At 57.0% G+C, this 11,957-nt stretch carries 9 protein-coding genes; 7 read left to right on the top strand and 2 right to left on the bottom strand.

What is annotated here, in order from left to right; all coding sequences use genetic code 11:
• Positions 1-93 precede the first annotated feature (93 nt).
• Both SIAM614_RS19190 and SIAM614_RS19195 read left to right on the top strand, forming a co-directional pair.
• Positions 94-1,200 (top strand): mandelate racemase/muconate lactonizing enzyme family protein, encoded by a 1,107-nt coding sequence (locus SIAM614_RS19190; RefSeq protein ID WP_006937075.1) that lies wholly within the window; start codon positions 94-96, stop codon positions 1,198-1,200.
• A gap of 2 nt (positions 1,201-1,202) precedes the next feature.
• Positions 1,203-2,696, top strand: coding sequence for an aldehyde dehydrogenase family protein (locus SIAM614_RS19195; protein ID WP_006937076.1), 1,494 nt, complete (start codon positions 1,203-1,205; stop codon positions 2,694-2,696).
• Between the two features lie 125 nt (positions 2,697-2,821).
• Here the strand turns inward: SIAM614_RS19195 and SIAM614_RS19200 are convergent, their stop codons facing one another.
• Positions 2,822-3,331 carry a hypothetical protein gene (locus tag SIAM614_RS19200; RefSeq protein ID WP_040440599.1) on the bottom strand — a complete coding sequence of 170 codons (510 nt, stop codon included), beginning with the start codon at positions 3,329-3,331 and terminating at the stop codon, positions 2,822-2,824.
• Between the two features lie 2 nt (positions 3,332-3,333).
• Complete coding sequence (locus SIAM614_RS32775; RefSeq protein ID WP_006937078.1) at positions 3,334-4,053, bottom strand: helix-turn-helix transcriptional regulator; 720 nt, start codon at positions 4,051-4,053, stop codon at positions 3,334-3,336.
• Between the two features lie 730 nt (positions 4,054-4,783).
• Between SIAM614_RS32775 and SIAM614_RS30705 the strand changes: the two genes are divergently transcribed.
• The 5 genes from SIAM614_RS30705 (at position 4,784) to SIAM614_RS19230 (ending at position 11,893) form a co-directional block, all read left to right on the top strand.
• Positions 4,784-5,497, top strand: coding sequence for a hypothetical protein (locus SIAM614_RS30705; protein WP_006937079.1), 714 nt, complete (start codon positions 4,784-4,786; stop codon positions 5,495-5,497).
• A gap of 127 nt (positions 5,498-5,624) precedes the next feature.
• A complete protein-coding gene (locus SIAM614_RS19215; protein WP_006937080.1) occupies positions 5,625-6,380 on the top strand; it encodes a hypothetical protein in 756 nt (251 codons plus the stop codon).
• 211 nt (positions 6,381-6,591) lie between these two features.
• A complete protein-coding gene (locus SIAM614_RS19220) occupies positions 6,592-8,550 on the top strand; it encodes a hypothetical protein (protein WP_157139957.1) in 1,959 nt (652 codons plus the stop codon).
• A gap of 12 nt (positions 8,551-8,562) precedes the next feature.
• On the top strand, positions 8,563-10,509 hold the full coding sequence (locus tag SIAM614_RS19225) for a type I secretion system permease/ATPase (RefSeq protein ID WP_006937082.1): 1,947 nt from the start codon (positions 8,563-8,565) through the stop codon (positions 10,507-10,509).
• Positions 10,510-10,552: 43 nt separating this feature from the next.
• Positions 10,553-11,893 (top strand): HlyD family type I secretion periplasmic adaptor subunit, encoded by a 1,341-nt coding sequence (locus tag SIAM614_RS19230; RefSeq protein ID WP_006937083.1) that lies wholly within the window; start codon positions 10,553-10,555, stop codon positions 11,891-11,893.
• Positions 11,894-11,957 lie beyond the last annotated feature (64 nt).

The raw sequence follows: 11,957 nt of genomic DNA on the forward strand, positions 1-11,957 counted from the left end.
CGGACCTTCTATCAAGTCCAATTCTGGATAAGGGTCGGGACCTGAGCCAACACTTATCCATCGGGACCGTCCGTTCGAGGACCTGATAAGACAATGAAAATACAATCAATAGAAACATTTACAAATGAGTTTGTCTGCTTTGTCCGCGCGACTGCCGAAAATGGCGCGACCGGATGGGGGCAGGTTGCGCCTTACTACGCGGATATCACTGCCGAAGTCGTCCATCGTCAGGTGGCGCCTTATGCGCTGGGCGAAGACGCCTTTGGCATCGAACATCTGATGGAGATCATTCCGGAGCGGGAACACAAGTTTCCCGGGTCCTATCTGCGCCGGGCAATGGGCGGTCTGGACACTGCGCTGTTCGACCTGCGCGGCAAGCTGGAAGGAAAACCGGTCTGCGAATTGCTGGGCGGAACGCCGGGCAAGGTGCGGGCCTACGGGTCGTCCATGAAACGCGACATCACGCCGAAGGACGAAGCGGACCGGCTGAAGAAGCAGCAGGACCTTTATGGCTTTGATGCCTTCAAATTCCGGATCGGTGCCGAATGTGGCCGCGATCAGGACGAATGGCCGGGTCGGACGGAAGAAATCGTGCTGACCATGCGCAAGGCCTTTGATGACGATACGGCGCTGCTGGTCGATGCAAACTCCTGCTATTCGCCGGCAAAAGCCATCGAGATCGGCCGGTTCCTGGAAGCCAACGGCATTTCCCATTACGAGGAGCCTTGCCCCTACTGGCACTATGACCAGACCAAGCAGGTGACGGATGCGCTGGACATCGACGTGACGGGCGGGGAACAGGACTGCTCGTTGGTGGACTGGCAGCGCATGATCGATGACCGGGTCGTCGATATCGTTCAGCCGGATGTCTGTTATCTCGGCGGCATGGTCCGCACCATGAAGGTGGCGCAGATGGCCCATGAAGCAGGCATCCCCTGCACGCCACATGCGGCCAACCTGTCGCTGGTGACGCTGTTCACCATGCATCTTCTGCGGGCGATCCCGAATGCCGGCAAGTATCTCGAATTCTCCATCGAGGAAGCCGATTATTATCCGTGGCAATATGGCCTCTTCACCTCATCCCCGTTCGAGATTTCAGAAGGCCATGCGACGGTGACCGATGCGCCGGGCTGGGGTGTCGAGATCAACCCCGAATGGCTTGCCAAATCCACCTACAAGATCAGCTCCCTGGAAGGCTAACGATGCCCGCAGCAAGTGAACTCATCGCCGAATATCAGGCAACGGGCACGCTGAAGGCGTTGCCGCTAGGTCATTTCATCGACGGCCGCTTCACCCAGCCATCTCACAACCGCACGATGGAAAGTTTCGATCCGGGCCGGGGCGAGGCCTTCGCACGCTTCACGGCCGGAACCGCCGAGGATGTCGATCAGGCGGTCCAATCGTCAAGGATTGCCTTCGAGACGGTCTGGCGCGACATGGCGCCGGCGGAACGGTCCCGCATTCTTCTGAAAGCCTCCCGCCTGATCCTGGAAAATCTCGATCTTCTGGCCGTTGCCGAAACGCTGGACAGCGGCAAGGCGTTGCAGGAAGCGGAAGGCGATGTGCGGGGCGCAGCCCGGGCGTTTGAGTATTACGCAGGTGCCTGCGACAAGCTGCAGGGCGACAGCTTTCCGCTCGGCCCGAACTATGTCGGCTACACCGTTCACGAGCCGGTTGGCGTGACCGCCCAGATCATTCCGTGGAACTTTCCGATCTCAACGGCCGCGCGCGGCTTCGCCCCTGCGCTGGCAGCAGGCTGCACCGTCGTGGCCAAGCCTGCCGAACAGACACCGTTTACGGCGCTGCTTCTGGCGAAGATCCTGCACGATGCCGGATTGCCGGCCGGGGTCTGCAATGTCGTGACCGGCACCGGCGTTGAAACCGGCGCTCCGCTGACAGCCCATGCAGATGTCGATCACATCACTTTCACCGGATCGGTGCAGACGGGCAAGGCGGTGATGAAGGCGGCAGCCGACGAAATCACCCGCGTGGTGCTGGAACTTGGCGGCAAATCGCCGGTGGTGGTGCTGGGCGATTGCGACCGGGAACAGGCGCTGTCCGGTGTGCTCGGCGCGATCTACGAGAATGCGGGGCAGATCTGCTCGGCAGGATCCCGCCTTGTGATCGAGAAAAGCATCCACGCGGATTTTGTTGCAGAGCTGGTCAAACGCACCAAGGCCCTGAAGCTTGGCCATGGCCTCGGCAACCCGGATGTCGGTCCGGTCAATTCGGCGGAGCATCTTGCGAAGGTTGCCGGTTTTGTCGATCGAGCCAGGGCGCGGGGAGCCGATGTCGTGACGGGCGGAGCCATTGCGGCCGATCCGGAAAGCGGCAAGGGGTGGTTCTATCAGCCGACAATCGTCGACAGCGTTGCCGCCGGTGACGAGTTGGCGCAGGAAGAAATCTTCGGACCGGTTCTGACGGTGCAGGTGGCTGATGACGCAGACCATGCGCTGGCGTTGGCCAATGACTGCCAATACGGACTGGTCGCCGGCGTCTACACCTCGAATTTTGCAAAAGCCCATCAGCTCGCCCGCAAGATCGACGCCGGGCAGATCTACATCAACGAGTATTTTGCCGGGGGCATCGAGGTGCCGTTCGGCGGCAACAAGAAGTCCGGCTTTGGCCGCGAGAAAGGTCTTGAAGGGCTCAAGAGCTACTGCAAGACGAAGAGCATCGCCGCCAGGATCGGTTAGACGAAGGCCTGGATCAGGTTGATCCGAACCTGCTCGAACATATCCTGTTACCTCCCCTGAAAGGCCGGTTCGGTTCGCCGATCCGGCCTCTTTTTTTTACCGGGAAACGGTGTGCTGCCGCAGGTTCAGACCGGGAACTTGCGCAGCTTGAAGAATTCCCACAGCGATTTGTTCAACACCTGGGTCTTCTGGATCGTCTCCCTGACCAGCGTGATTTCTCGGGCGTTGATCGGGCTGGACTTGCCGTATTCGATCTTGTGTTTCTGGTCGCTGATGCGCATCAAGATGGTGGAGGCATTGCGGCCTTCATTGTCGAACGAATAAATGCAGTGATTATATTTATTTTTTAATTTCAATATCTTGTGCATATCCCGCGTCAGATTCAGCACGCCTTCCCTCAAGTCCGGCTTCTGGTCATCCAGCTTGGCCAGTCGCTCGACAAGATCAATCCTGGCGCGCGACGTGTTGAGGGTCAGGAAGATCACCGTCGCAACTTCCTTGGTAACACCGGCGAGGCCAGCGATCATGTGGATCAGCAGGCTCTCCGTGTTGGTCCATGTGTAGTTCAGGCGGCCCATGAGGGTCAGAAACGTCTGGAACTCATCCGCCATTGGTGACATTTCGGCGGCGCTCATCTTCAAGCCTCAAGACTGGATGGATGTTTTTCCGTTTGAATGAAAATCGCCGCGGCTTCCGTTCTGTTGGAGACGCCGAGCTTTGAAATGATGTGATGAATATGAAGCTTGATGGTGTGTTCCGACAAGGACAGCTTGTTGGCAATATTCTTGTTCTGGTAGCCCTCTGAAATGAGGCACAGGACTTCGGTTTCCCGTTTGGTCAGTTTGCTGAACTGGTTCTTCGTGCGCCCGTGTGGTTTGCGCAGTTGCAAGGCGGGAGCAGCACCGGCCGGCCGTTCGAACCCCATGTATTTGATCGCATCGGCCGGCAGGTAGTGACCGCCGTTCAGCATGAGACGGATGGCGCCAAGCCACAGGTCGATCCGCAAGTTCATGGGTAAGACGCTCTTGATCAGACCTTCCTGGAAGTATTCGCTGATGATCGCGGGAAAGGAAAGGTCATCGTTGATCAACATGCAAAGGTTTGCCTCCGGAAAGTTTCGCCGCAGGCAGGCAACCGACTCCTTGCGTTCCGCGCTGAAACCTTCGTCGATCAGGAAAAGGCGCTTCGAAAATTCTCCACCTCGTTCCGAGCGGTAAAGATCGATTTTCTGACTGATGCGGACAAAACGTCCATCGTCTATTTCTCGTTCGATTACGCCTTCCAGTTCCTTCGGAAACTTTTCAGACGCGCCAACATAATAGATAGAACCCTTTTTTTCGTAATTTGCGGTAGCCATTACAGTCATCCCTACATACTAAGCTTTAATTTAAATTGGTCCCTCTTGCACTTGCATTTGCCAGAAGCAGGGTCTGGGAGAAACGTGTTTTTTAATAATAATCCGGCTTTTTCTACCGTCGGCTTTCGCCTTCAGACTTGTAAATAATAAAATTTCTTACTTTGTTATATCAGATCAAGGATAGACATGGGTCATGGCCGACGGTTTTAAAATTAACATACCGTCCAAAGCGCAGTATTAACATTGATTTGTACGATTCTTCCCCGATCCGAATTTCTCCTCACCCGTGACTTGTATATAACAAGCTTACTCTAGGTTATATTAATAATTGGATTTAGTCGCGGGTTTTGAATTGATTTAAGATACTCAAATAAAACATCTTTTCTCGTTTCGCATGGTTAACCGAACCCGCTACATCAACGCGAAAATGGAAAGGTTAATATTTAGCTAAGATTTCCAGCTTATTGAGTTTGAATTGTTCTGTCATCGTTTTAGTCGGTCAGAAAGTCATCCGTGTTTGGTAATTTTCATGTTGTTGAAATTTCTCATCCGCGGTCGACTTGTGATCGACGAGTAAGTGGAGCGGCCAATATCTATGGATTTGGCTGATATGGTTCGTTTTACCATTTTCCATTTGATCGGAAGTGGAAACACTTCTTTTAAACCATGACGGCTCTATGCAAATCGATAGAAGACGATCTGCCGAGCTGTCCGATCTGAGGACAGAACCATGAGCGAATACGTTTGGCAAAAAAACGAGCTGAACATCGATAAGTCGTATCGTCCCGATTTCTCTCGTGAGTATAATCACGAAGTAAACATCGACAACTCGAAGAGTTATGAGTGGGAATACTCTGACGACGACAACACCCAGGATGTAAATAATCAGGTGTTCAAGTATGTCGACAGTGATTTCAATCCCGTCATCAACGTTGATTTCGAAAACGGCCCTTCGGACGTCGACAACATTGACCTGGATTTGAGCGATCACGCCAGTGTCGGGGACATGCTGATTGCAAAAGGCGACATCAACTTCGATCCGGGCGACGACATCAATGTCGAAGACGTCCTGAACGACGCCTTGAACGGTGCTGGAAACGATACCGGCTTCGTCCTGAACAACAGCAACATGCTGGAAGACAATGACCAGGCCACGGATACCTACGTCGCCAACCAGGCTTCTTTCGCGCAGAACCTCACCGCAACCGGCGGCTCGGCCGTAGCGGATGATGGTCTGGCATTCGGCGGTTCTTCCATGACCGTGGATGCCCTTGATGACGCGACGGTGATTGGTGAAGTGATGGCAGCAGCCAATGCGGCCAACTCAACCGAGGCATTCGTCAACGAACTGGTGCAAGGCGCGAACATCCTCAACAACTCGGTCGATACATCGATCGTCGGTGGTGATCTCTACACCGACAGCGTTGGTGAAGACGACCTCTAAGATGTTCGCAAGGCGCGGCGGTTTCCTGTTTTCGAAAAACCGGCTGCGCCCGTCTCCAAGTCAGAATGCGGTGCGATCGTCAGCCTTATAGAGGCCTGGCTCACCGCCTTGAACAAGGACTTTTATCATGTCTGGTAAGCGTGGAACTCAATTCAATTACTCTGATTTCGATGCGGTCGATGAATCGAAGATCGTCAACATGGCCAAAGTCGACATGCACTTCGAAGAAGGCTTTGTCTATGACGACGACGATGTCGTGGACATCGACCTGGAAGATTGCGCTGAAGTTGACGAAATGCTCGTCAGCGTCAACGGCAGCATCGACTACTCTCCTGGTGATGACATCAGCGTTGAGGACATTCTGAACGAGGCCCTCAATGGTGGTGGCAACGATGCCGGTGTCGTACTCAACAACACCAACCAGCTCCAGGACAACGACTCGGCTCAGAACACGACGGCGGTCAACAGCGGTGGCTTCAACCAGACGCTGAAAGCCAAGGGTGGCGATTCGACGACCGATGACGGCATATCCGCCGGCGGTTCCAGCGGCACGGAAAGCCTCAGTGCTGAAATGAGTGCCTTTGGCGCCCATGCCGGCAACTGGTTCGGTCAGGCCGGGTTCCATGGCATGTCCCTCGACCTGGAAGGCAATCTGGAAATCGATGATCTCGGTTCCGGCAGCGTCCGTGTCATCGCCGATGACGATGCACTGGTGCAAGGCCTCAATGCTGCGGAAGCATCCGCTTCCAACGATACGTCGGCATTCACCAACACCCTGGTCCAGGGCGAGAACATCCTGAACAACTCCGTCGATATGACCATTGTCGGCGGCAACATGGACAGCCTCGTGACCGGCGAAGATCTCGGCTCCATGGGCACCTGATGCCCTTCATACCCGAATTGTTTTTCAATTCCTGACGACAGCAGGAGGCGCGGCGCCATTCGCTCCGCGCCTCCTGGATGCGGCTTCTCGGTTTTTAATTCGTGCGAGTTTGACCGCCAATAAGACCCATCACCCAGTTTTGGGGGCTGACATGTTTTTTTATGACGACCTTACGCGTGAAGCGATTTCGCATTTTGTAGGAAGCTTTTCGATGTCGCTCGAGGAGGCCCGAGCCCGCCTCGAATATCTGGAATTCCGCGCTGCGCAACTGGCTGCGGAACAGGCCGAAGAGGCCGACACGATGGAGGCGCTCTTAACGGTCTGGCCAGACTATCGCCTGCTCGATCTCAACCCGAATATTCATTACGAATTCGATGGCTACCGCACCTACGACGACATCCCGGCCGCCCTGAATTTCCACGAGTGGGACGGCATCGGCATGCGGGCAAACCTGACCCTGCCGCCGAACGAGGGGACCTATAATCCCTATACCATCGCACTGACAGGCGGCACGATCTTCATAAGCTACCATCACCAGGTGCTTCCCAACAGTTTTGCGGTGCTGTCCCGGTCGGAAAACATGCTGGAGGACAACGACTATCTGTCCAATACCGGCCTCTATTATCGCTTCGATTCCGAGGCACCTTCGCTCACCGCCTTCTTCGATGCACTGGAGGCAGCCGGGATCACCGGCAGGTTCGGTTTTTCGGAAGGCGACAATCCGGCAGGTGACCTGAGTGCAACTGTTGCCGCCTGGGCGGAAACGGCCGGGGCCATGCAGACGGGGGCTCCCGGCGCCGGGCAGCAGGTTCTGGCAACCGGCGAGGAGACCGGCCAGCTTTATCAGAACGGCGTGGTCGTCGATGAGGCTGCCCGCCTGGATGAGGTCATCAAACAGTTGAAGGGCCGCGCGCCGGACGAGGACGGCGAGCCTGAGGACGTGCTGGACGAAGGCCCGCAAAGTGCCTCCGGGCAAATCGCCTTGCTGGAGGAAACCTCGGGAAGTTCCACGTCGCTGCAAATCAGCGCTGGCAACAACACGCTGATCAACCAGGCTGTTGTTCTGGAAGTCTGGGGCAAGGCCGCGACAATCGCCGTTGCTGGCGACTATTACGATCTCGATATCATCAGCCAGACCAATGTTCTGGCGTCGCCGCATCTGGCGGGTCTTGATGCCTTCGCGTCGGATCCGACGACCGGCAGCTACAACATCGCCTCGATCATGAACACCGGATCGGATCTGCCGATGGACGCCACACCCGTCGGCAACCATGCCTTCTGGGATGTTACCTACCACGAAGGTGACATGACCTTCGTGAACTGGCTGACCCAGAAAAATTACGTGATCGATAATGACACCATCGTCTACCAGGAAGACAATTCCGGCACGATGATCTCGTCCGGCGGCAATGTTGTGACCAACGGCCTCAACCTGACGGAACTGAGCACCTTTTTCGATCTGATCCTGATCGGCGGAAATTATTATTCGGCCAACGTCATCAGCCAGACCAACATTCTGGTGAACTTCGACCAGATCATTTCCGAGGGAACGGACGGCGTGCCCTTGTCGGGGCCGGACGGGCAGATCGACAATCTGCTCTGGAACGAGGCCTACATCGTTTCCAATTTCAACAGCACCATTGTCGACCTGGATCCACTGAGCACAAGCCTTCTGGCGAACGCCGGGGAGGACGATCTTGGCGGCGACTTCCTGTCAGGGATATTCAGCGGGGAGGCCTCGCCCTTCAATCAGCTGAACGTGCTTTATGTCTCCGGCGACGTCTACGACATCAATTATCTCGAGCAGATCAATATCCTGGGCGACAGCGACAGCATCGCGACGCTCGGGGTGGATGTCGGCAGCGAAGACACCAGCATCAATGGCGATTCAAACCTGCTTTACAACGCCGCGGTGATCCAGGAAGCCAGCGTGGACACCGTCGTTCGCGTCGGCGGCGAGACCTATTCGGAAGCTTTGCTCTATCAGGCAGAAATCCTGACGGCAGATGTCTCGCAGCCGGATCAGGGCGGAGCGCATCTGGCGTCCGAAGCCGTGGTCTTTCTGGCGGACGGCATGCTGACCGATGCCGACAGCAACATTGAAACAGTCAATCTGAACCAGATGCCGGACGAGGTTTGTGTCGATCCGATGGCGACAATGGTTGCTTAGGGGAGGCAGCACATGACCATTTCTTACGATGTTGCCGATGGGCAGCAGGCGAGCCGTGCCAGCGAACCGCAAGTTCTGGGTCCGGATGCCAAAACCGGCAATGAGCGGCTGGTGGGAGCGAAAACCGCAGCCGCAGGCGCGCCGACCCTGAAAGCGGGAGACGTGAAGGCAAAACCGGCAGACGGGCGAAAGTCCGGCTGGACCGGTTCAGGCAAAGCCAAGGGTGAGAAGCCCGAATTTCACCGCCGCACCACACCCCCCGATCTCTCCAAGGCACTTGATAACGGCGTTGCCGCCGTCAGGCGCAATCTTCTCATCGTGCTCTTGTTTTCCTGCGTCATCAATGTGCTGGTGCTGTCGATCCCGGTCTATCTGTTCCAGATCTCCGACCGGGTCCTGACCAGCCGTTCGCTTGACACCCTGGTCATGCTGACCGGGGTCATCATCGGGGCGGTTCTGTTGCAGGCCGCCTTCGATGCCATCCGCCGGTTCATCCTGATGCGCACGGCGGTCGAGCTGGCATCGCAACTGGGCTCGCCCATCCTTGCCGCCGCCGCGCGCGCGTCGCTCAACAGCAATGGCAAGGAATACCAGATCCTGAATGACCTGCAGCAACTGCGGGGTTTCCTGGTGTCCGGCACCATGATGGCGTTTCTGGACGGCCCCTTTGCACCGCTTTTCCTGGTGGCGATCTACCTCATTCATCCGCATCTGGGCATGATCGTGGGGGGCACCTGCGTGCTCCTGCTCGTGATTGCGGTGATCAACCAGAAGATCACGTCCCGCCATTTCAGCGATGCCAACCAGAACCAGAGCAAGGCAAATCTGCATCTGGATGCCATGTCCAGAAATTCGCAGATCATCAATGCCCTGGCCATGATCCCGGAAGCCGTCCACCTGTGGGGGCGTGACACGGCTGCTTCGCTGCGGGCGCAGGTAAGTGCTCAGGACAGAAACATCGTCTCAGCCTCCATCACCAAGGCCGTCCGGCTGCTGACACAGGTGGCAATGCTCGGGTGGGGATCTTTCCTCGCCATCCAGGGCGAACTGACCGGCGGCATGGTGATTGCCGCCTCCATTATCGGCGGCCGGGCTCTGGCACCCATCGAAGGGGCGATCGAAGGCTGGAACCAGTATCTGCTGTCGCGCAATTCCTATGGCCGGATCTCGACATTGCTGAAGTCCTCGCCGCTCAATTCCGAGCGCCTCGTCCTGCCGAAACCGCAGGGCCGGCTTGATGTCGAGCGTCTGCTTTACGTGCCACAGGGCACCAAGCGGGTCGTGCTCAACAGCATCACCTTTTCGCTCAAGGCCGGCGATTCCCTTGCCATCATCGGCAACTCGGGCGCGGGCAAGACGACGCTCGGCAAGATGCTGGTGGGGTCGATCCTGCCGACGTCGGGCGCGGTGCGTCTGGACCTGATGGATCTGCGCAACTGGAACCAGCGGCAGCTTGGTGAAAACATCGGTTATCTGCCGCAGGACGTTCAGCTCTTTCCCGGAACAATCAAGCAGAACATCGGCCGCATGCGGGAAGATGCCTCGGACGAGCAGATTTACGAAGCGGCCTGCCTTGCCGATGTGCACGCCATGATTTCCGAGCTCGCCCACGGCTATGAAACCGTCGTTGCGGCGGACGGTGCGCCGCTGTCCGGCGGCCAGAAGCAGCGCATCGCGCTTGCCCGGGCCTTCTTCGGCAATCCGCGGTTCGTCGTTCTGGACGAGCCCAACTCAAATCTGGACACCAATGGCGACGAGGCTCTTGCCCGGGCGATGGCACATGCCAAGGCCGAAGGCATCACCGTTGTCGCCATCACCCAGAAGCCGTCCCTCTTGAAGTGCGTCGACCGGATCCTTGTCCTGGCGGACGGCTCCATCAGCATGTTCGGTGCACGCAACGAGGTGCTTGAGCTCCTGGCCGACCGGAAGAAGCAGAAGGCAGTACAGCAACAAGGATAAGCGCTGGCAGCCGTCTGGGACGGCTCAAGCCTTGGGGGGAAAGATGAGCAACGCTCTGACACATTACGAACCGATGGACTGGTATTCGGCCGTGCCGCGGTCCATCTTCTGGCACACTCTGATCGGGGTTCTTCTGCTGGTGGTCTTCATCGGAGGTTTTGCCGCATGGTCCTTTACCGCACCGCTGGCCGCCGCCGTGATTTCAAGCGGCACCTTCGTCGCGACCGGACAGAACAAGCAGGTTCAGCACTATGAAGGCGGGATCGTTAAGGAGATCCTGGTGCAGGAAGGCGAGCGCGTTCAGCAGGGTGATCCGATCGTTCTCCTCGACGAAACCGTCGCCTCGGCCAACGAGCGTCAACTCGGGCTCAAGCTGGCCCGACTTGAAGCGATCAACGCCCGTCTGCGCGCTGAATATCTGTGGCTGGATGAAGTTGAGTTTCCAAAAACCTTGCTCGACCAGAAGAACAACAAGGAAATTGCCACCATCATCGCAGGCCAGAAACTCAGCTTTCTGGGGTCCCGAACGAAGCTGATGAGCGATATTCGCATCCTGGAAAGCACGATCGAATCCCTTCAGCACCGCCACGACGGTTATCGCGAACAGCATGATTCCATGATCAAGCAGCTTTCGATCCTGAAGGAAGAGCACAAGGGCAAGAAACATCTTTTCGAAAAGGGCCTTCTGCTCAAACCGACCCTGAACGCGCTCGAAAGAGCGATTGCCGAAGCAGAAGGGCAGATCGGACGGCTGGCCTCGGCCATGCAGGAGGCCAACGCCCAGGTGTTGCAGCATCAGGAGCAGGTCAAGCAGACCCGGGCCGCCTATAATGAAAAGGTGCTCGACGACCTGCAATCCATCGAGGCCGAGCTGGATGCGGCGAGAGAACAGTCCCGCAAGGCGCGCAACGTGCTGGAGCGGGCTGTCATCCAGGCTCCGGTATCGGGCACCATCGTTCGCATGCATTACCACACGGCTGGCGGCGTCATCGAAAGCGGCAAGACGATTGTCGAGATCCTGCCGTCCGACGCGCCTCTCATCATCGAGGCCCTGATTTCGCGCACCGATATCGACAGCGTGCACATCGGTCAGCAGGCCACCATCCGTCTGTCTGCCCTGAACCAGCGGACCACGCCGGTGCTGCAGGGCCAGGTGCAATATGTGTCGGCAGATGCGATCACCGACAACACCACAGGCATGATGCGCGAGGTCTATGTGACCCGCATCGACATTGCTCCCGGTGAGCTTACGCGGGTGTTGAACTTCGTTCCGACGCCCGGCATGCCTGCAGAAATCATGATCCAGACCGCCGAGCGGACCTTCATGCAGTATCTGACGAAACCGATCGTCGACAGCATGTCACGCGCTTTCCGCGAGGAGTAAGCGGCAGGGCCACGCCCTTTCCCGCAAGGGCGCGGTTCCTGGAAAGGGTCTGCAGCTCCGCTTA

The sequence above is a fragment of the Roseibium aggregatum IAM 12614 genome, assembly GCF_000168975.1.
Taxonomy (GTDB): Bacteria; Pseudomonadota; Alphaproteobacteria; order Rhizobiales; family Stappiaceae; genus Roseibium; species Roseibium aggregatum.

Excerpts from the sequence above, each read along its gene's own strand:
- SIAM614_RS19190 (WP_006937075.1), top strand. The coding sequence starts at position 94 with ATGAAAATACAATCAATAGAAACATTTACAAATGAGTTTGTCTGCTTT.
- SIAM614_RS19195 (WP_006937076.1), top strand. The coding sequence starts at position 1,203 with ATGCCCGCAGCAAGTGAACTCATCGCCGAATATCAGGCAACGGGCACG.
- SIAM614_RS19200 (WP_040440599.1), bottom strand. The coding sequence starts at position 3,331 with ATGAGCGCCGCCGAAATGTCACCAATGGCGGATGAGTTCCAGACGTTT.
- SIAM614_RS32775 (WP_006937078.1), bottom strand. The coding sequence starts at position 4,053 with ATGGCTACCGCAAATTACGAAAAAAAGGGTTCTATCTATTATGTTGGC.
- SIAM614_RS30705 (WP_006937079.1), top strand. The coding sequence starts at position 4,784 with ATGAGCGAATACGTTTGGCAAAAAAACGAGCTGAACATCGATAAGTCG.
- SIAM614_RS19215 (WP_006937080.1), top strand. The coding sequence starts at position 5,625 with ATGTCTGGTAAGCGTGGAACTCAATTCAATTACTCTGATTTCGATGCG.
- SIAM614_RS19220 (WP_157139957.1), top strand. The coding sequence starts at position 6,592 with ATGTCGCTCGAGGAGGCCCGAGCCCGCCTCGAATATCTGGAATTCCGC.
- SIAM614_RS19225 (WP_006937082.1), top strand. The coding sequence starts at position 8,563 with ATGACCATTTCTTACGATGTTGCCGATGGGCAGCAGGCGAGCCGTGCC.
- SIAM614_RS19230 (WP_006937083.1), top strand. The coding sequence starts at position 10,553 with ATGAGCAACGCTCTGACACATTACGAACCGATGGACTGGTATTCGGCC.